The organism is Pseudomonas sp. MWU349, from assembly GCF_017947325.1.
GTDB classification, from domain to species: domain Bacteria; phylum Pseudomonadota; class Gammaproteobacteria; order Pseudomonadales; family Pseudomonadaceae; genus Aquipseudomonas; species Aquipseudomonas protegens.
The window spans coordinates 913,979-934,164 of record NZ_JAFEVP010000001.1 but is presented as its reverse complement, the minus strand read 5'-3'; the positions used below and the strand labels follow the sequence as shown (position 1 = coordinate 934,164).

Below are 20,186 nucleotides of genomic sequence, written 5' to 3'. Positions count from 1 at the left end.
GCGATTGGACAGCCTATCGGCGCGCTCCTAATCTTTCCTCGCCACGTAGTCGCCCTGGCCCTTGCCCACATGATTGTCCGCCCCAAGCCGAACCTGATCGGCATCCTCTTCGCCCTCAAGGGCTCGATTGCCAAGCGCATTGCCCTGCGCTGCGTACTGGTCACGCTGCTGGCCTCGGTGATCGTGCTGGTGGAAACCCTGCAACCGAGCTATTTCTCCAAGGTCAACGCCACGCCCTTCACCCTGCTGGGGCTGTCGCTGTCGATTTTCATGAGCTTTCGCAACAACGCCTGCTACGACCGCTGGTGGGAAGGCCGCAAGCAATTGGGGCAGTTGATCATCGAGGTGCGTTCGCTGATCCGTGAAAGCCTGATCATCGACGGCCACCCCGAGCGCGAGGGCATGCTGCGCGACCTGTGCGGCTTTGCCCACAGCCTGATCGCCCGCCTGCGCCATGAAGACGAGGCCGCCGCCCTGTGCCCCTGGGCCCAGGCCAGCCTCGACCCCGGCCACCCGAACCTCACCGACGCGCAGTTGCAACGCATCGGCCTGCGCTGCTCGCAGTGGGCCCAGCAGGGGCTGATCAGCGAATGGCGCTACACCCAGCTGGAAACCCGGCTGGTCAGCCTGAGCCTGGTGCAGGCCGCTTGCGAGCGGATCCAGAACACCCCGCTGCCCTTCCCCTACACCCTGCTGCTGCACCGCACCATCTACCTGTTCTGCATCCTCCTGCCGTTCGCCATGGCCGAGCCCCTGGGCTGGCTGACGCCGATCTTCACCGCCATTGTCAGCTACACCTTCCTGGGGCTGGACGAGATCGGCGACGACCTCGAAGACCCTTTCGGCTATGACGACAACGACCTGCCGTGCAGCGCTCTATTGCGCGGCCTGGAGCGCGAAGTCCTGGCGGCGCTGGGGCAAACCGAGCTGCCGCCGCTGCTGGAGCCGCAGGAGTACGTGCTGACCTGAACCCGGGTTTGACTCAAGCCGGTTCCTGACCGAAGCTTGCGCCTTCCAAAAGTCGCCAGCTTCCGGATTCCTGCATGTCCCAGCCCCGCCGCTACCTGCTGATCAGCCTGCTTACCGTCGTCGTCCTGGCCCTGGCCTGGAGCTTTCTGCGCAGCAGCCCGCCGCAGGTTCCCGAGGCCATCAAGCATGGCTACAGCGCGGCACTGGAAAAAGCCCGCAATGGCCAGCCTGGCGCGGCGCGGGTGCTCTACCAGCAGTTGGGCCGGCCCGACCTCGACGACCAGCAGCGCATCCGCCTGCTGGCCGTGCTGGCCAACTACCCCAGCCCCCAGGCACTGAAACTGGCGGATGCCGACCTCTATCACCCTTCTGCCCAGGTGCGCAAAGCGGCGATCAAGAGCGTGCTCGGCCTGGTGCCCAGCGGCCAGCGCAGCCTGCTGCTGGGGCCGTTGCTGGACGATCACGAACAGAGCGTGCGCTTCGCCGCGGTGGACGCCCTGCTGGGCCTGAGCCCCGACGACCAGGGCCTGTACTTCGGCCCGTTGCAGCAGGTGATCGACGAATACACCCAAGTGCTCAAGACCCGCGGCGACAACGTCGAGGCCCAGTACCAGCTGGCTCGCCTGTACCTGCACAATGCCGACCTGATCAAGGCCCAGCAGACCCTGGAACAGGCCTTGCGCCTGGCCCCGGACAACCTGCAGGCAGTGGTGCTGCAGATCGAAGTGCTGGACAAGCAGGGCCAGAGCGATGCCGCCCGCCAGTTGCTGGCCAAGCAGTTGCAGGCACAGCAGGATTCGGCCTACCTGCAACATGCCCTGGGGCTCTGGCTGCTGAACCATGGCCAGGGTGAGTTCGCCCTGCTCGGCCTGTCCCGGGCGGTGGAACTGGAGCCTAACAACGCCGCCTACCGCTACGACCTGGCCACCACCCTGCACAGCGAACAGGAGCTGGAAGCGGCGCAGAAGCAACTGGAGGAAATCGTCCAGCGCCAGCCCTACAACCGCAAGGCGCGGGTGCTGCTGATCAGCTACTGGAAGGAAAGCGGCCAGTTGCAGAACGTCCAGGTCCTGCTGGCCCAGCTGGAACAGCAGAACCCCGACGACCCTGCCCTGCAGCAGGGCCTGTAGCCGCCCCCGGGCCTTGCCTGGCAATCCCCTGCCCGAACCTTTGGCCCCCTTGAACCCCCGTGCCTGCTGCGCTCAGCAGCGGTGACGCGGCGACAAAAGGTTGAACCGTGCCAGCGGTAGGCGGTCAAGTGATTTATCAGCGATATCAAGGTGCTCGACGCCGTCGCCGATCACTTGGACCTATTTGCGAGGGCATTGTTTGTCGACCTCATCTGCGTTGCTCAGCGAAAAAGCCGCCACCGGCATCGAAGGCCTGGACGATATCCTCTCCGGGGGGTTGTCACGTGGCCATGTGTTCCTGCTGGAAGGCCAACCCGGTACCGGCAAGACCACCGTGGCCTTGCATTTTCTGCGGGACGGCGCCGCTGCCGGCGAGCGCTGCCTGTACATCACCCTCTCGGAAACCGAACGCGAATTGCGCCAAGGCGCGCAATCCCACGGCTGGCAACTGGATGAGAACATCCACATCTTCGAGCTGATCCCGCCAGAAAGCCTGCTCAACGCCGAGCACCAGCAGAGCCTGCTCTATTCTTCGGACCTGGAGCTGGGGGAAGCCACGCGGCAGATCTTCGAAGTGGTGGAACGGGTCAAGCCGACCCGGGTGGTGCTCGACAGCCTTTCGGAAATCCGCCTGCTGGCGCAAAGCTCCCTGCGCTACCGGCGGCAGATCCTGGCGATCAAGCACTACTTCGTGCGCTATGACGCCACAGTCCTGCTGCTGGACGACCTGACCACCGAATCCCTGGACAAGACCGTGCACAGCGTGGCCCACGGGGTGATCCGCCTGGAAGAGCTGACCCCCAACTACGGCGCCGAGCGCCGGCGCATCCGAGTGGTGAAATACCGGGGCCAGAAGTACCGCGGCGGCTTCCATGACTTCACCATCATGGGCAATGGGGTCCAGGTGTTTCCGCGCCTGGTGGCCGCCGAACACCGCAATCACTACCAGCGCCTGACCCTGACCAGCGGCATCACCGAGATGGACGCGCTGCTGGGGGGCGGCATCGAGACCGGCTCCAGCACCCTGATCCTCGGCCCCGCCGGCACCGGCAAGTCGCTGATCTCGATGATCTTCGCCGCGGCCGCAGTGGCCCGGGGAGAGAAAGCCGCGCTGTTTATCTTCGACGAGGAACTGGGGCTGCTGTTCGAGCGCATGCGCAACATGGGCATCGACCTCAAGGCGCTGCAGGCCAGCGGCAACCTGATCATCGAACAGGTGGACGCCGCCGAGCTCTCGCCGGGGGAGCTGTCCCACCGAGTGCGACGCTGCGTCGACCAGGAGCAGATCAAGACCGTGGTGATCGACAGCATCAACGGCTACCAGGCAGCGATGCCCGAGGAAAATGCCCTGGTGCTGCACATGCACGAGTTGCTGCTGTACCTCAACCGCCAGGGCGCCGCCACCTTCATGACCGTGGCCCAGCATGGGCTGGTGGGTGACATGCAGGCCCCGGTGGACATCACCTACCTGGCCGACACTGTGGTCCTGCTGCGTTACTTCGAGGCCCTGGGCAAGGTGCGCCGTGCCATCTCCATCATCAAGAAGCGCACCGGCAGCCATGAGTCGACCATTCGCGAATACCGCATCAGCGCTCGCGGCCTGACCATCGGCGAGCCCCTGGAAGCCTTCCAGGGCGTGCTGCGGGGCGTGCCCACCTACCTGGGCGAGAGCAAGCCGCTGCTCAGGGATGAGGGCCAATGAGCCCCGACCTGGACTTTTCCGAACGGGCTCTGGTGCTCACGCCCCACGGGCGTGACAGCCAACTGGCGCAGATGATGCTCAAGGAGGCCGGCTTCAGTTGCCTGATCACCCCGCACCTGCCCGCCCTGTGCGAGCAGCTGGAACACGGCGCCGGGCTGGCGATCATTGCCGCCGAAGCCCTGCGCGGCGTCGACCTTGAACCCCTGCTGCGCCATCTGGAGCAGCAACCGGCATGGTCGGACCTGCCCATCGTGCTGCTGACCCAGCACGGCGGCCCCGAACAGAACCCGGCATCGCGCCTCAGCGAGCCCCTGGGCAACGTCAGCTTTCTGGAACGGCCCTTCCACCCGGCGACCCTGATCAGCCTGGTCAGCGCCGCCCTGCGGGGCAGGCGCCGGCAGTACGATGCCCGCGACCGGCTGATCGACCTGAGCCAGAGCGAACTGCGCCTGCAACGCACCCTGGAAACCCTGGAACAGCAGGTGGAAGAACGCACCGCACAACTGCGGCATAACGAGGAAGCCCTGCGCCAGTCGCAAAAGATGGAAGCCGTGGGCCAACTCACCGGCGGCATCGCCCACGACTTCAACAACATGCTCACCGGCATCATCGGCAGCCTGGAGCTGCTGCGTCGGCGCCTGGCCCGAGGCCGTACCGAGGACCTGGACAGCCTGATCGACCTGGGGGTGACCTCGGCCAACCGCGCCGCCGGCCTGACCCACCGCCTGCTGGCCTTTTCCCGGCGCCAGTCGCTGGACTCCAAGCCGGTGGAGATGAACGCCCTGGTGACCTCCATGGGCGAGCTGCTGCAACGCAGCCTCAGCGAAAGCATCGAGCTGGATATGCGCCTGGACCCGCAGCTCTGGGTGGCCGAAGCCGACCCCAACCAGCTGGAAAGCGCCCTGCTCAACCTGGCGCTCAATGCCCGGGACGCCATGCCCAACGGCGGCCGACTGCTGGTGGAAACCCTCAACCAGCGCCTGGCCCCGGACTTCGTCCAGGCCCACGACAACCTCAATCCGGGGGACTACGTGCTGCTGCGGGTCAGCGACAACGGCTGCGGCATGCCCGAGTCGATCATCAACCGAGTGTTCGATCCGTTCTTCACCACCAAGCCTATCGGCCAGGGCACTGGGCTGGGGCTGTCGATGATCTACGGCTTCAGCAAGCAGTCCCGCGGCCATGTGACCCTCAATAGCACTCTGGGCCGGGGCACCGAAGTCAGCCTGTACCTGCCGCGCTTTGTCGGCGATCTGGAGCAGGCCGAACACCCTCTGGTGCAACAACCACCCAATGCGCAGAACGGTGAAACTGTGCTGATCGTCGAGGATGACCCGGCGGTGCGGGTACTGGTCAGCGCGGTACTCAGCGAACTGGGCTATGCCTTTGTCGAAGCCGGCGATGCCCGCAGCGCCATGCCGATCCTCGACTCGGCGCAGCGCATCGACCTGCTGATCAGCGATGTCGGGCTGCCGGGCATGAATGGCCGGCAGTTGGCGGAAATCGGGCGGCAGATCCGCCCGGAACTCAAAGTCCTGTTCATCACCGGCTACGCCGAGCATGCGGCGGCCCGCGGCGGCTTCCTCGAACCCGGCATGCAACTGATCACCAAGCCGTTCACCTTCGATCTGCTGACCGCCAAGGTGCGGGAAATGATCAGCGACTGATCGCCTGGCTTCAGGCCAGCAATTGCTGGATCTGTTCCTGCAGGCTGCTGAGGTCGAAGGGCTTGGCCAGGATCGGCGCCTTGCGGGTGATGGGGCTGGCGCACTCAAGGATTTCGTTGGGGTAGCCGCTGATGAAAATCACCTTCAGATCCGGACGCAGCTTCACGGCGGGCTCGGCGATCATCACCCCGGTGATCCCGCCCGGCAGCCGGTAATCGGTGATCATCACATCCAGGTGCGGCTTGCTGGCGAGAATCTCGAACGCCTGCTCGCCGTTCTCGGCCTGCAACACCCGGTAGCCCAGGCCCGACAGGTAGTCGGCCAGAAGCATCAGGATCACTGGTTCATCTTCGACAATCAGTACGACGTCTTGTGCATCTTCACTCATGGAAAACCTTTGCTCGGTCAATTGCTGCTGTTACGACCATTGGGTCACGCAGAGGTTGCGTGCGCGTTACGCTTTTCGCGATTCCCGGTTTGCTTTTCGCGATTCGCCGGCAAGCCGGCTCCTACTGTCAGGCCAGAGGCAGGCTCACGCGAAACAGTGCGCCTTCGCCAATGCGGCTTTCGACACTGATGGTGCCACCGTGGGCGGTGACGATCTGCTCGGAGATGAACAGCCCAAGCCCCAGCCCCGCCGCCACATGGTTGGCGCTGACCCGCTCGAACTGCTGAAAAATGCGCTTCTGGTTGTCTTCGCTGATACCGATGCCGTGGTCACGCACCTCGATCCGGGCCTCGCCGTCCTGGGCATAGACCCGCACTTCGATCGGGCTCTTGGCGCCGTAGCGCAAGGCATTGGTCAAAAGGTTGGAAACCACCTGCTCGATGCGGAATTCGTCCCAGTTGCCCTCCAGAGGCTGCTCGGCCTGCAGGCTCAGGGTTGACTGCGCTGCTTCCACCTGAGGCGCGAAGTTTTCCACCAGCCCGCGCACCAGTTGCACCAGATCGAACCGCGATGGGCGGATCGACAGCTTGCCGGTACGGATGCGCGAGATGTCCAGCATGTCCTCGATCAGGCGGATCAGGCTTTTGATCTGGCGCTCGTCGCGGTCGACCATGGCGTGCATCTTGTCCAGGCTGAAGGCCGCGGCGTTCTCCCGGGCCAGGTGCATCTTGCGCAACTGGGTCTCCAGGATCAGGCCATTGAGCGGCGTGCGCACTTCGTGGGCGACGATAGACATGAAGTCATCGCGCATGCGCACCGCCTGCTCCAGCTCGTTCTGGGTGGCCTGGAGCTTCTTGAGCAGCGCTTCCTGCTCGCGCCGGCTCTGCTCCAGGGCCTCGACCTGCTGCTTCATGGCCTTGCTCTGGCGGTAGAGGTCGACGAATACGTTGACCTTGCTCTTCACCGCGTGGATGTCCAGGGGCTTGTGCAGAAAGTCCACCGCCCCACTCTCGTAGCCCTTGAAGGCGTAGTTGAGCTCGCGCCCGGCGGCGCTGACAAAGACGATGGGAATGTTCTTGGTCTTCTCGGTGCCGCGCATCAGCTCGGCCAGCTCGAAGCCGTTCATGCCCGGCATCTGCACATCGAGGATAGCCATGGCGAACTCATGCTGGAGCAGCAGCGACAAGGCTTCGTCGGCCGACAGCGCCTTGTACACCATGCGGTCCTCGCGCTTGATCAGCGCCTCCAGGGCCAGCAGGTTCTCCGGCAGATCGTCGACGATCAGCAGCTTGGCTTGAATATTACTTAACATGGGTTCCTTCCAGCTCGGCAAGCAGACGGCTGATGCCGCGCAAAGGGAGAATGTAATCCGGTTGGTGCAGGGCCAGGGCAGCGGCCGGCATGGTCGAGACATGGGCCTCACTGGGGTCCTGGACGATGGTCAGGCCACCCTGGCGCTTGACCTCGGCCAGGCCGCGGGCGCCATCCTGGTTGGCCCCGGTCAGGAGCACCGCGGCCAGGTTCTGGCCATAGGCGTCGGCGGCGGACTCGAACAGGTAGTCGATGGCCGGGCGCGAGTGATGCAAGCGTTCTTCCTGGCTCAGGGACAGGCTGCGATCCTGCTCCACCGACAGGTGATAGCCGGGCGCGGCGAAGTACAAGGTGCCGGGCACGATCTGCTCCTTGTCGTCGGCTTCCTTCACCTTGAGTGCCAGGCGCCGGTCGAAGACTTCGGCCAGTTGGCTGCGACGCTCATCGGGCAGGTGCAGGACCACGATCACCGGCAGGCGGAACGCCTGGGCGAAACCGCCAAACAGCGTCAGCAAGGCTTCGACGCCACCCGCGGAGGCCCCCACCACGATCGCCTCGATCTGCGGCCAGGAACCCTGGCTGACAATCTCCTGGCTCATGACTTGCGATAGATCCGTTCTTGTTTGACCAAGGGCTCGAAGTGTTTGCCATAGGCGGAGAAATCCAGGGTTTCCTTGCTGCCCAGCACCAGGAAACCACGATGGCAGAGGGACTCATGAAAGAGTCCGAAGGCACGATCCTGCAACTTTTTATTAAAGTAAATCAATACATTACGGCACGATATTAATTGAGTTTCTGAGAAAACGCTGTCGGTCGCCAGGCTGTGATCGGCGAAAGTCACGTTCTCGCGCAGGCTCTTGTCGAAGATCGCGTAGTCGTAGGCGGCGGTGTAGTAGTCGGCAAAGGAGCGCTGCCCCCCGGCCTGCTGGTAGTTGTGGGTGTAGGCCCGCACGTTCTCCAGGGAGAAGATGCCTTGCTTGGCCTTCTCCAGGGAGCTGGGGTTGATGTCGGTGGCATAGATGATGGTGCGCTCCAGCAACCCCTCTTCGCGCAGCAGGATGGCCATGGAATAGACCTCCTCCCCGGTGCTGCAGCCGGCGATCCAGATCTTGATCGAAGGATAGGTCTTGAGCAGCGGCACCACTTCCTGGCGAATTGCCAGAAAGTGCGACGGGTCGCGAAACATCTCGCTCACCGGAATGGTCAGGAACTGCAGCAACTGCATGAACGCGGCCGGGTCGTGCAGTACCCGTTCCTGCAACGCGGAAATGGTCTTGCATTCGAATTGGCGCAAGGCGTGGTTGACCCGGCGCTTGATCGAGGCGCCGGAGTAGTCGCGAAAGTCGTAGCTGTACTTGAGGTAAATAGCTTCGATCAGCAAACGCAGTTCGATCTCGGTATTACGCTCCACTAAATTCTTTCCATCTTGGGTAGCCACACGCGGATAAGGGAAAACAGCCGGTCCAGGTCAATGGGCTTGGCCAGGTAGTCGTTGGAGCCTGCCTGCAGGCAGCGCTCCTGGTCATCCTTCATGGCCTTGGCGGTGACCGCGATGATCGGCAGCTTGCGCCAGCGCGGGTCCTTGCGGATCTGCACCGTGGCTTCAAAACCGTCCATCTCCGGCATCATCACGTCCATCAGCACCAGGTCGATATCCTCCACCTCATTGAGCCTGGCAATGGCTTCATGGCCGTTACGGCCGATCACCACCACCGCGCCCTTGTGTTCCAGGGCGCTGGTCAGGGCAAAGATGTTGCGCACGTCGTCATCCACCAGGAGGATCTTGCGCCCCTCGAAGACCTTGTCGCGGCTGCGGGCGGTCTTGAGCATCTTCTGCCGTTCATGGGACAGCTGGGATTCGACTTTGTGCAGAAAAAGCGTCACTTCATCCAGCAGGCGCTCCGGCGAGCGCGCGCCCTTGATGATGATCGAGCGCGAATACTTGCGCAGCTCGGCCTCTTCATCCCGGGTCAGGTTGCGCCCGGTGTAGACGATCACCGGCGGGAAGGAGCAGATGTCTTCGGTAGACATGCGCTTGAGCAGGTCATTGCCGAGCATGTCCGGCAGCTTGAGGTCGATGACCATGCAGTCGTAGACGTTGTCGCGCAGCAGGTCCAGGGCATCCTGGGCCAGGCCCACGGCGGTGATCTCGATGTCGTCGTCGCCGATCAGTCGGGCAATGCTGTCGCGTTGCAGGTCGTCGTCCTCCACCAGCAGCACGCGCTTGACCTTCTGCGTCAGCTTGGCTTCCAGGCGGGCAAAGACATCCTTGAGCTCCTCGCGAGTGGTGGGCTTGACCGCGTAGCCCACGGCACCCATGTGCATGGCCGCTTCCACCCGGTCTTCCACCGAGATCACGTGCACCGGGATGTGCCGGGTCTGGGGGTTCTCCTTGAGGCGCTGCAAGACGGTCAGGCCGGAGTGGTCCGGCAGGCGCATGTCCAGCAGGATGGCGTCCGGGATGAACTGGGCGGCCAGGCTGTAACCTTCGTCGGCGCCGTGGGCCACCAGGCAGTGGTACCCCAGCTCATGGGCCAGATCGAAGAGGATGTGCGCAAAGTTCGCCTCATCCTCCACCACCAGGATGCAACGGCTGCTGAATGGCGCCTTGTCGCGGTCATCGGCGAAGCGCGCAATGTCCGCCACCTGGGCCTCGGCCACCGGCTGCGGCAAGTCGGGCTCAGGCATGGCCACGGGCATCACCGGGGCCGGCGGCGCCACCAGCGGCTCGGCGGCCTCCTGATACTGCTCTGGCAGCACCAGGGTGAAGATACTGCCGCGGCCGGGTTCGCTGCTGACGCTGATGGAGCCGCCGAGCAGGGTCGCCAGATCCCGGGAGATCGACAGGCCCAGGCCGGTGCCGCCGTAACGCCGGTTGGTGGTGCCGTCGGCCTGGCGGAAGGCCTCGAAGATGCTTTCCTGCTGGTCCCGGGCAATGCCGATCCCCGAATCCTGCACGGCAAAGGCGATACCGGCCCCCGGCTGCGCAGACACCGTGAGGCTGACCTGGCCCTTCTCGGTGAACTTGACCGCATTGGACAACAGGTTCTTGAGAATCTGTTCGACCCGCTGGCGGTCGGTGAACAGCATCTGCGGCGCCCCCGGCTGCAGCTCCACCTTGAACTCCAGGCCCTTGTCCTGGGTCAGCGGCTGGAACAGGCTGCGCAGGCCGTCCACCAGGCGCGGCACGCTGGCGTTCTCGGGGCGCACTTCGAGCTTGCCGGCTTCGACCTTGGAAATGTCGAGGATGTCGTTGATCAGGTTCAGCAAGTCATTGCCCGCGGAATAGATCGACTCGGCGAACTTGACCTGCTCGGGGGTGAGGTTTTCCTGGGGGTTTTCCGCCAGCAGCTTGGCCAGGATCAGCGAGCTGTTGAGCGGCGTGCGCAGCTCGTGGGACATGTTGGCAAGGAACTCGGACTTGTACTTGCTGGAGCGCTGCAACTCTTCGGCGCGCTCCTCCAGCTGGGTCTGGGCCTCGTTGAGCTCGTTGTTCTTGCGATCCATGGCGTCGCGCTGCTCGGCCAGGATCTGGGCCTGCTCCGCCAGTTGCTCGTTGGTCTGCTCCAGCTCCACCTGCTGGGTTTCCAGGTGCACCTGGGATTCCTTGAGGATCCGCGACTGCTCTTCCAGTTCCTCGTTGGCGGTCTTGAGCTCTTCTTGCTGCACTTGCAGCTCTTCGTTGAGCTGTTGGGTCTCGGCCAGCACTTCCTGCAGGCGCTGGCGATAACGCGCGGCCTCGATGGAGGTGCCGATATTGCCGGCAATCAGTTCCAGCAGCTCGACATCGCGCTCGCTCAAGGCCCGCAGGAAGCCCAGCTCGATCACCCCATTGATCCGGTCGTCGTCACGGGTCGGCACCACCAGCACGCTGCGCGGCGAGCCGTCGCCCAGGCCGGAGCTGACCTTGAAGTAATCGGCAGGCACCTCGTCCAGGCGAATCAGGCGCTTGTGCTGCGCGGCCTGCCCCACCAGCCCTTCGTCACTGTACAGCGCCTGTTCCTGGGCTTCCTGTTCCCGGGAGAAGCCATAGGACGCCACGCGCCTGAGGCCACCGTGCTCCTCGCGTACATAGAGCGCCGCCACCGGCGTGCCCAGGTACTGGGCGCAGAATTGCAGGATGTTGCGCCCCAGCAGGTTCAGGCTCAGTTGGCCGAGCATCTGCTCGGCCAGTTCGGTCTGGCCGTTGCGCAGCCAGGCCTGCTGTTCCAGGCGCCGGGCGCTTTTTTCCTGGGCTTCGAGGTTGTCGCTGTAGCTTTTGGACAACGCCAGCAGGTCACGACGGCCGATGTAGGCCAGCAGCGCGCTGATGCCCACCACGAACAGCAGGTACAGCACCACGCTGAAAATGGTGGTGCGGGTGACGTTCTCGTTGCGCTCAAGGCGCAACTGCTGCTCCATGGCCACCGCGTCGTCGTATTCCTTGCGGATCTCGTCGGTCAGGCGCTTGCCACGCCCGGCCTGCACCGCCCCTCGGTAATCACCGCTCTGGCGGCGCAGGTCGATCATGCCCTGGGCAAAGTTGTTCCACTCCACCTGCAGGGCTTCCAGGCGCTTGAGCCGGTCCACCTGCTGCGGGTTGTCCGCCACCAGCTCCTGCAAGCTGCGCAGCTCGCTGACGATGCGCGGCTTGGCCACTTCGTAAGGGTCTAGAAAGTGCTCGTCGCCAGTGATCAGGAAGCCGCGCATGCCGGTTTCCAGATCAATGGTCAGGCGCGCCGACTCGTTGAGGTTGTTGATCACCCGATCAGTGTGCTGCACCCACTGGATAACCGAGAGCAGGTAGGTGATCAGGGATACGAAAAAAACCGCGCTGAGTACACCGACACCCAGCGGCAGGCTGATGTTACGGGTCAGCAGCTTGCGGAAACTCTGTTCATCAACCGAGGACGGACGAATCATTTGATGGACCTTGGCGCTGGTGAAAAAAAACGAAGTTTGCCCCACATTCAGCCATGACAGCTATTTTTTATAACCAAGGTAGCGCTCGCTTGCGATTTGTCCTGCCGCGGGACAAAGGAAGCGGTTATTCTTGCCGCGCTTGTACAAGGGGATTTTTTTGTACAGCTTCGGGAACTTGTGGCAAGCCGGCACTTACTGATGCACAGGGCTGCCTGCCGCACTGCCCCGCCGAATTCATTTCTTGAGAGTGTCCCTATGCCCGCCAGCGCCTCCACCATCCTAGTCGTCGAAGACGATGCCATCGTGCGCATGCTGATTGTCGATGTCCTTGAAGAACTGGAGTTCAGCGTCCTGGAGGCCGATGGTAGCGAAGCGGCCCTGAGCCTGCTGGAAGACGCCGGGCAGCACATCGACCTGCTGATGACCGATGTCGGCCTGCCCGGGATGAACGGCCGCGAGCTGGCGGAGCGCGCCCGCACCCTGCGGCCGCAGTTGCCCGTGCTGTTCGCCAGTGGCTACGCCGAATCCATCGAGGTGCCGGCCGGCATGTCGGTCATCGGCAAGCCGTTTTCCATCGACCAGCTGCGCGACAAGGTGCGCAGCATTCTCGGCTGAGGCCAGGCAGCCTGCTCGGGCGCTGGCCCTCTGTGGTTTAATGGCAGCCTTTTTTGCCCCCCGCCTGCCAGGAATGCCCGCTCATGAGTCCCACCGCCGCGACCAAAGTCCTGATCATTGGTTACGTCTGGCCCGAACCCCGCTCCTCTGCCGCCGGCGGGCACATGATGCAGATCCTCCAGAGCTTCCTCGACCAGGGCTGGGAGCTGACCTTCAGCAGCCCGGCCAACGAGGGCGAGCACAAGGAAGACCTGACGGCCCTGGGCATTCGTGAATGCCCGATCGAACTCAACAACGCCAGCTTTGACCGTTTCGTCGCCGAGCTGGCACCGGATATCGTGCTGTTCGACCAGTTCATGATGGAGGAACAGTTCGGCTGGAGGGTGGAGCAGCATTGCCCGAATGCCCTGCGGGTGCTGGAGACCTCCGACCTGCAATGCCTGCGTCATGCCCGGCACCAGCGCCTCAAGGATGTTCTCAAGGAGGGCGCCGAGGAAGACGACTTCAGCCCGCTGTTCGCCCAGGCGCCGGAGCAGGAATTCCAGCACATGGCCGACACCGACCTGGCCAAGCGCGAGATCGCCGCCATCTATCGCTGCGACCTGAGCCTGATGATCTCCGAGGTGGAAATCGAACTTTTGGTGCAGCAGTTCCACTTGCCGCCGGCCTTGCTGCATTGGTGCCCGCTGATGCTCGAGCAACTGCCGCAGGGCTTTGTCCCCTTCGAGCAGCGGGCGCACTTGCTGAGCATCGGCAACTTTCGCCATGCGCCGAACTGGGATGCGGTGCTCTGGATGAAGAACCGCGTATGGCCGCTGATCCGCCAGCAATTGCCCGGCGCGCAATTGCACCTGTATGGCGCCTATACCCCGCCCAAGGCCGCGGCGCTGCACAACCCGGCCCAGGGCTTTCACATCATGAACTGGGCCGAAGATGCCCTGCAGGTGATGAGTGCCGCGCGGATCTGCCTGGCGCCCCTGCGTTTCGGCGCCGGGATCAAGGGCAAGCTGCTCGATGCCATGCTTTGCGGCACGCCCAGTGTCACCACCCCGGTGGGCAGCGAATCCATGTCCCAGGACGGCCTGCCATGGCCGGGGGCGGTGGCTGAATCCGCCAGTGCCCTGGCGGCGGCCGCGGTGCGCCTCTATCAGGACCGGCAGCTGTGGGAGCAGGCCCAGGCGGATGGCCGGCAGTTGCTCGAAGCGCGTTACCGCCAGCAAGTCCACGGCCCGGCGCTGATCCAGCGTCTGCAACACTGCCGCCAGCACCTGCAGCAACTGCGCCGGGATAACTTCACCGGCGCCATGCTGCGTCACCACCACCACAAGAGCACCCAGTACATGGCGCAGTGGATCGAAGCGAAAAACCGCCTGGCCTCCTGACCCTTCTTCCATGGCGCACTACCGGCGCTGCGCTGGCCGGGGAACAGGCCCTGGGATTTGCACCGAACCTGAGGCCGCCTTCGCTGGCAAGCCAGCTCCTACAGTTGGCGTGATATCGGCGGTGCTCTTGTAGGAGCCGGCTTGCCGGCGAACAGGCCCTGGGATTTGCGCCGAACGTTAGGCCCCTTCGCTGGCAAGCCAGCTCCTACAGTTGGCGTGATATAGGCGGTGTTCTTGTAGGAGCCGGCTTGCCGGCGAACAGGGCGCCAACCCTGCGAACGCCTTGGCTGGTGTGCGAGCCGGCCACAAGGCATTATCAGCCGGCCTACAACAAGAACAGGCCCGCGCCATGAGCCGACCCGGCAAGATCACCGACCCTTCCTATGAGTTGATGGATGACCACAACGGCCTGTCCATCATCTATCGCCAGCACGGTTTCCCCTGCCCTCTGGTGCGCTGGCATTTCCACAAGGAATACGAGCTGCACCTGATCGTCGCCAGCTCCGGCAAGGTGTTCATCGGCGACTACATCGGCAATTTCTACCCGCAGACGCTGTTTCTCACCGGCCCCAACCTGCCCCACAACTGGATCAGCCAAGTGGCCGAGGACGAAGTGGTGGCCAAGCGCGACATGCTGGTGAACTTCACCGATGAGCTGTTCGACAGTGGCAGCCAGGTGTTCGCCGAGCTGAAGAACCTCAGCCCGCTGCTGGAGCGGGCGCAGTACGGCATCGAGTTCCGCTGCCCGCACACCATCGCCCAGGCCCTGCCGCTGATGCAGCGCATCGCCGACTCCAACGGCATCACCCGCCTTGGCCACTTCCTCATCCTCATGGAGCTGCTGGCGGCCTGCGACGACTACCAGTTGCTGTCCGGCGCCACCAGCGTGCAACTGGCGGACGAACACAGCGTCGACCGCACCAACCGCGCGGTGGACTACATCTTTGCCCACTACGCCCGGGAATTGCCCCTGGAGGAAGTGGCCGACTACCTGGGCATGAAGCCCAGCTACTTTTCCCGGGTGTTCAAGCAGGCCACCGGGCGCTGCTTCGTCGAGTTCGTCAACCGGCTGCGCATCAGCAAGTCCTGTGAACTGCTGGCCGACGGCGACAAACCGGTAACCGACGTGTGCTTCGAGTCGGGCTTCAACAACATTTCCAACTTCAACCGACGCTTCCAGCAGCTCAAGGGCATGACCCCCTCCCACTACCGCCGCCTGGCGGTGCAACGCCTGACCGAACAGAACCTCGGCTGAACCCCCACGCCCGGCGCAGGGCTCGAGGGCCTCTTCGCCGGCAAGCCGGCTCCTACAAGAACACCGCCTATATCACGCCAGCTGTAGGAGCTGGCTTGCCAGCGAAGGCGCCCCCACGCTCGGCGCAGGGCCCAAAGGCCTCTTCGCCGGCAAGCCGGCTCCTACAAGAGCCCCCCAACATCACGCCAGCTGTAGGAGCTGGCTTGCCAGCGAACCGGTCCAGGCAGGTAAACGAGACCCGTTCAGCTTCCGTTCAGCCGTTGTTAATAATCTTCATTTGGCAATGAGTATCATTATGTTACAAATTACTCCCCTAGCCTATTTGCCCACCGGTGCTGAATGCTCGTTCCATTTCTGATCATGTTGCGCGAAGGGATTGAAGCCGCGCTTATCGTTGGCATCATCGCCAGCTACCTGAAACAGACTGGCCGTGGCCAGTGGATGCCCGCCGTGTGGATCGGGGTATTCCTCGCCGCGGCCCTGGCCCTGCTGGTGGGCGGCGGCCTGGAGCTGATGAGCGCCGAATTTCCGCAGAAGCAGCAGGAACTCTTCGAAGGCATCGTCGGGCTGGTGGCCGTGGGCATCCTCAGCTCCATGGTGTTCTGGATGCGCAAGGTGGCGCGTTCGATCAAGCATTCCCTGCATGTCTCCCTGGACCACGCCCTGGCCGGCTCCAAGCATCAGGTCACGGCGCTGATCGCCATGGTGTTCTTTGCCGTGGCCCGCGAAGGCCTGGAAACCGTGTTCTTTCTGCTGGCGGTGTTCCAGCAGAGCGAAGGCCCGGGCGCGCCCATCGGCGCCCTGCTGGGCCTGATCGCGGCGATCATTGTCGGCTTCCTGATCTACACCGGCAGCATGCGCCTGAACCTTGGCGCGTTCTTTCGCTGGACCGGGCTGTTCATCCTGGTGGTGGCCGCCGGCATCCTCGCCAATTCGGTGCAGGCCCTGCATGAAGCCGGGGTCTGGAACCACCTGCAGACCGTACTCTTCGACTTCAGCGCCAGCCTGCCCATGGATGGCCCGGTGGGTTCGGTACTGGCCGGCATGTTCGGCTACCAGGACGCCCCCACCATCAGCACCCTCGGCGCCTATGTGCTGTACCTGGCCGTGACCCTGATGCTGTTCTTCCTGCCCGGCGGTGCCCCAGCCAAGGCGCCCGGCTCAACGTCTTCCGTTTCCAGTCAGTAAGGCTCCCCATGACCCAGCAAGCCTCTCCCCAAGCTTCGCCTCCTCGCGCATTGCGCTGGGCGGTTGCCGGCTCGGTGATCGTCATGATCGCCGCCGGCGGGCTGTTCTACTACGCCTCGCAACTGGCCGCCAGCAAGCGCCAGGCCCACCTGGGCGAGATCACCGTCACCATCCACCCCAAGAGCTGTGAGCCCAATGTGCTGACAGTCCCGGCCGGGCGCGCCAGCTTCCGTATCGTCAACCGTTCGGAGCGCGCCGTGGAATGGGAAATTCTCGACGGGGTGCTGGTGGTGGAGGAACGGGAAAACATCGCACCGGGCCTGAGCCAGGTGATCAACGCCAACCTGCAGCCAGGGGACTACGCCATCACCTGCGGGCTGTTGAGCAACCCCCGCGGCACCCTGCACGTGACCCCGACTGCAGAGTCCGATGCCCAGGCCAAGGCGCGGCCGTCGATGGTGGCCTTTATCGGCCCCCTGTCGGAGTTCCGGGTCTACCTCAGCACCCAGGGCAGCGCCCTGGTCAAGGCGGCGAACGCCTTGCAGCAGGCCATAGATGCCGGCGACCTGAAACAGGCCCAGGCCCTGTACCTGCCGGCCCGCGCTGCTTATCAGCGTGTGGCCCCGGCGGCCCAGCGCCTGGCCGAACTGGACAACGCCATCAACGCCCGCGCCGATTACTTCGAACAGCGCGAACAGGACCCGGGCTTCAGCGGTTTCCACCGCCTGGAATACGGCCTGTTCCAGAAAAATGACCTGGCGGGCCTGGCTCCCGTGGCTCAGCGCCTGTCCAGTGACGTGGCCAGCCTCAAGCAACAGTTGCTGGCCCAGACCCTGCCCCCGGAGCAACTGGTGAACATCGTCGCGCGCAGCATGCGCAGCCTGGCCGAACTGCGGGCCAGCAGCGGTGAGGAGGAACGCTACAGCCACAGCGACCTCAACGGCTTTGCCGCCAACCTGGAAACCACGCGCAAGGTCATCGACCTGCTGCGGCCGCTGCTGGCCAAGTCCGCGGCCCAATTGCTGCCCCAGGTGGACAGCGCCGCCGATGCCCTGGCCACTCGCCTGGCCAACCTGCGCGACGGCTTCGGCTATGTGGCCTACGACCAGGTCGACGCCCGGCAGCGCAAAGACATCGCCGACAAAGCCAAGGCCCTGGCCGACGCCCTCGACGCTATTGATCCCGCACTTGGCCTTTCCGGCCTGTAACAAGACGAGTTTTCAATGAACGATTCAGATCAATCCAATCCGTCTTTCTCCGCCCAGCGTCGGCGCGTGCTGCTGGGCATGGGCGCCGCCGGCGTGGCCCTGGCCGGTAGCAGCCTGAGTTGCCCGGCCATGGCCGCCGCGCCCGCCCAGGTCACCGAAGCCCCCAGCAGCGACAAGACCCAGGACCGCCACGAGTTTCACGGCCAGCACCAGAGCGGCATCGTCACCCCGCGCCCGGCCGCGGGCATGCTGGTGTCCTTCGATGTGCTGGCCAGCGATCGCGACGACCTGGAACGGCTGTTCCGCACCCTCGACCAACGCATTGCCTTTCTGATGCGCGGTGGCCCAGTGGCCCAGGTGGACCCGAAGCTACCGCCCCTGGATTCCGGCATCCTCGGCCCGGTGGTAACCCCGGATAACCTGACCATCACCGTCTCGGTGGGCGAATCGCTGTTCGACGAGCGCTTCGGCCTGGCGGCGGCCAAGCCCAAGCGCCTGATCCGCATGGTGGGCTTCCCCAACGATGCCCTGGAGCCGGCCTGCTGTCACGGCGACCTGAGCCTGCAGTTCTGCTCCAACACGGCCGACACCAACATCCACGCCCTGCGCGACATCGTGAAGAACCTGCCCGACCTGCTGATGGTGCGCTGGAAACAGGAAGGCAGCGTACCGCCCCAGGCCCCGGCCAAGCCCGGCGAGCCGGCGCAGAGTGCGCGCAATTTCCTGGGCTTTCGCGATGGCTCGGCCAACCCCGACTCCAATGACCAGAAGGCCATGCAGCAGATCGTCTGGGTCCAGCCCGGCAGTGACGAACCTGCCTGGGCGGCCCATGGCAGCTACCAGGCAGTGCGGATCATCCGCAACTTCGTCGAACGCTGGGACCGCACCCCGCTCCAGGAGCAAGAAAGCATCATCGGCCGGGTCAAGGCCAGTGGCGCGCCCATGGACGGCCAGAAGGAAAGCCAGGTGCCCGACTACGCCCGGGACCCCCATGGCAAGCTCACCAAGCTCGACGCCCACATCCGCCTGGCCAACCCGCGCACTGCCCAGAGCCAGCAGAACCTGATCCTGCGCCGGCCGTTCAACTACTCCAACGGGGTCAACAAGAACGGCCAGCTGGACATGGGCCTGCTGTTCATCTGCTACCAGGCCGACCTGGAGAAAGGCTTCATCGCCGTACAGACCCGTCTGAACGGCGAACCCCTGGAGGAGTACCTCAAGCCCACCGGTGGCGGTTACTTCTTCACCTTGCCGGGAGTCACCGGCGACGAGGATTTCATCGGGCGTTCGCTGCTCGATGCCACCCGACCGAAAGTCAGTGCCTGACACCCATGACACAACAACCCCCACGGAAAAGTCCCATGAAAAAGTCGCCTCTCGCTGTGTTGCTGACCCTTGGCTTGCTCCACGCGCCGCTTTCGGCGTTTGCCGCAACAGCGCCCCTGGAATTGGTGGGGCCGATCTCCGACTACAAGATCTACGTCACCGAGCAGCTAGACGAACTGGCCAGCCACACCCAGCAGTTCACCGATGCGGTGAAAAAAGGCGACCTGGATACCGCCAAGAAGCTCTACGCGCCGACCCGGGTCTACTACGAGTCGATCGAGCCGATCGCCGAGCTCTTCAGTGACCTGGACGCGTCCATCGACTCTCGGGTCGACGACCACGAGAAAGGCGTCAAGGCCGAAGACTTCACCGGCTTCCACCGCCTGGAATACTCGCTGTTCTCGCAAAACAGCACCGAAGGCCTGGGCGAGCTGGCCGACGGCCTGAACAAGGACGTCAAGGACCTGCAGACCCGCGTCGCCGGCCTGACCTTCCCGCCGGAAAAAGTCGTGGGTGGCGCCGCCGCGCTGCTGGAAGAAGTGGCCGCAACCAAGATCTCCGGTGAAGAAGACCGCTACAGCCACACCGACCTCTACGACTTCCAGGGCAACATCGACGGGGCGAAGAAAATCGTCGACCTGTTCCGTCCGCAGATCGAAAAGCAGGACAAAGCCTTTGTCGCCAAGGTGGACAAGAACTTCGCCACGGTGAACAAGATCCTGGCCAAGTATAAAACCCCTGACGGCGGCTTCATGACCTACGACAAGGTCAAGGAAAACGACCGCAAGGCTTTGGTAGGCCCGGTCAATACCCTGGCCGAAGACCTCTCCACCCTGCGTGGCAAACTGGGCCTGAACTGAGCCCGGAACCCAACACGCCATCCTCCCCGTAGGAGCGGGCTTGCCAGCGAAAGCGGCCCTGGGTACAACACCCGCCTCAAGGCCCTCTTCGCCGGCAAGCCGGCTCCTACACAGGTCGAACAGCACCCCGCTCCCCCGTAGGAGCTGGCTTGCCAGCGAAAGCGGCCCTGAGCACAACACCCGCCTCAAGGCCCTCTTCGCCGGCAAGCCGGCTCCTACACAGGTCGAACAGCACCCCGCTCCCCCGTAGGAGCGGGCTTGCCAGCGAAAGCGGCCCTGAGCA

General features: G+C 63.9%; 16 protein-coding genes. 11 read left to right on the top strand and 5 right to left on the bottom strand.

The window, feature by feature from the left end; all coding sequences use genetic code 11:
* Positions 1 to 69: 69 nt before the first annotated feature.
* The 4 genes from KCG88_RS04105 to KCG88_RS04090 all read left to right on the top strand — a co-directional run bounded on the left by KCG88_RS04105 (position 70) and on the right by KCG88_RS04090 (position 5,468).
* On the top strand, positions 70 to 969 hold the full coding sequence (locus KCG88_RS04105; RefSeq protein ID WP_210711806.1) for a bestrophin family protein: 900 nt from the start codon (positions 70 to 72) through the stop codon (positions 967 to 969).
* Between the two features lie 74 nt (positions 970 to 1,043).
* On the top strand, positions 1,044 to 2,099 hold the full coding sequence (locus KCG88_RS04100; RefSeq protein ID WP_047286907.1) for a tetratricopeptide repeat protein: 1,056 nt from the start codon (positions 1,044 to 1,046) through the stop codon (positions 2,097 to 2,099).
* Positions 2,100 to 2,298: 199 nt separating this feature from the next.
* Positions 2,299 to 3,801, top strand: coding sequence for an ATPase domain-containing protein (locus KCG88_RS04095; protein ID WP_047286908.1), 1,503 nt, complete (start codon positions 2,299 to 2,301; stop codon positions 3,799 to 3,801).
* The gene (locus KCG88_RS04090; protein ID WP_047336956.1) at positions 3,798 to 5,468 is read left to right on the top strand and encodes a response regulator; all 1,671 of its coding nucleotides are present in this window, start codon (positions 3,798 to 3,800) and stop codon (positions 5,466 to 5,468) included. The genes KCG88_RS04095 and KCG88_RS04090 overlap by 4 nt, the downstream gene beginning before the upstream one ends.
* A 10-nt stretch (positions 5,469 to 5,478) precedes the next feature.
* On the opposite strand, the gene KCG88_RS04085 is transcribed toward KCG88_RS04090, so the two are convergent.
* The 5 genes from KCG88_RS04085 to KCG88_RS04065 all read right to left on the bottom strand — a co-directional run bounded on the left by KCG88_RS04085 (position 5,479) and on the right by KCG88_RS04065 (position 12,069).
* Complete coding sequence (locus KCG88_RS04085; RefSeq protein ID WP_016964140.1) at positions 5,479 to 5,856, bottom strand: response regulator; 378 nt, start codon at positions 5,854 to 5,856, stop codon at positions 5,479 to 5,481.
* Positions 5,857 to 5,983: 127 nt separating this feature from the next.
* A complete protein-coding gene (locus tag KCG88_RS04080; protein WP_047286910.1) occupies positions 5,984 to 7,168 on the bottom strand; it encodes a hybrid sensor histidine kinase/response regulator in 1,185 nt (394 codons plus the stop codon).
* Positions 7,158 to 7,766, bottom strand: coding sequence for a chemotaxis protein CheB (locus KCG88_RS04075; protein WP_047286911.1), 609 nt, complete (start codon positions 7,764 to 7,766; stop codon positions 7,158 to 7,160). The genes KCG88_RS04080 and KCG88_RS04075 overlap by 11 nt, the downstream gene beginning before the upstream one ends.
* The gene (locus tag KCG88_RS04070) at positions 7,763 to 8,578 is read right to left on the bottom strand and encodes a protein-glutamate O-methyltransferase CheR (RefSeq protein ID WP_047286914.1); all 816 of its coding nucleotides are present in this window, start codon (positions 8,576 to 8,578) and stop codon (positions 7,763 to 7,765) included. The genes KCG88_RS04075 and KCG88_RS04070 overlap by 4 nt, the downstream gene beginning before the upstream one ends.
* On the bottom strand, positions 8,578 to 12,069 hold the full coding sequence (locus KCG88_RS04065; protein ID WP_210711805.1) for a response regulator: 3,492 nt from the start codon (positions 12,067 to 12,069) through the stop codon (positions 8,578 to 8,580). Before KCG88_RS04065 ends, KCG88_RS04070 begins: the two co-directional genes overlap by 1 nt.
* 255 nt (positions 12,070 to 12,324) lie before the next feature.
* Here KCG88_RS04065 and KCG88_RS04060 point away from each other — a divergent pair, with 255 nt between their 5' ends.
* The 7 genes from KCG88_RS04060 (at position 12,325) to efeO (KCG88_RS04030) (ending at position 19,903) form a co-directional block, all read left to right on the top strand.
* The gene (locus KCG88_RS04060; protein WP_011061535.1) at positions 12,325 to 12,684 is read left to right on the top strand and encodes a response regulator; all 360 of its coding nucleotides are present in this window, start codon (positions 12,325 to 12,327) and stop codon (positions 12,682 to 12,684) included.
* A gap of 83 nt (positions 12,685 to 12,767) precedes the next feature.
* Positions 12,768 to 14,066 carry a glycosyltransferase gene (locus KCG88_RS04055; RefSeq protein WP_210711804.1) on the top strand — a complete coding sequence of 433 codons (1,299 nt, stop codon included), beginning with the start codon at positions 12,768 to 12,770 and terminating at the stop codon, positions 14,064 to 14,066.
* Positions 14,067 to 14,415: 349 nt separating this feature from the next.
* Positions 14,416 to 15,321 (top strand): AraC family transcriptional regulator, encoded by a 906-nt coding sequence (locus KCG88_RS04050; protein ID WP_047286921.1) that lies wholly within the window; start codon positions 14,416 to 14,418, stop codon positions 15,319 to 15,321.
* Positions 15,322 to 15,660: 339 nt separating this feature from the next.
* Positions 15,661 to 16,509, top strand: a complete 849-nt coding sequence (gene efeU, locus KCG88_RS04045) for an iron uptake transporter permease EfeU (RefSeq protein WP_047336958.1) — start codon at positions 15,661 to 15,663, stop codon at positions 16,507 to 16,509.
* An 8-nt stretch (positions 16,510 to 16,517) separates the two neighbouring features.
* A complete protein-coding gene (gene efeO, locus KCG88_RS04040; protein ID WP_047336959.1) occupies positions 16,518 to 17,717 on the top strand; it encodes an iron uptake system protein EfeO in 1,200 nt (399 codons plus the stop codon).
* 15 nt (positions 17,718 to 17,732) lie between these two features.
* On the top strand, positions 17,733 to 19,043 hold the full coding sequence (gene efeB, locus KCG88_RS04035) for an iron uptake transporter deferrochelatase/peroxidase subunit (protein WP_047286927.1): 1,311 nt from the start codon (positions 17,733 to 17,735) through the stop codon (positions 19,041 to 19,043).
* A 35-nt stretch (positions 19,044 to 19,078) separates the two neighbouring features.
* Positions 19,079 to 19,903, top strand: coding sequence for an iron uptake system protein EfeO (gene efeO / locus KCG88_RS04030; RefSeq protein WP_210711803.1), 825 nt, complete (start codon positions 19,079 to 19,081; stop codon positions 19,901 to 19,903).
* The last annotated feature ends 283 nt before the right edge of the window (positions 19,904 to 20,186 follow it).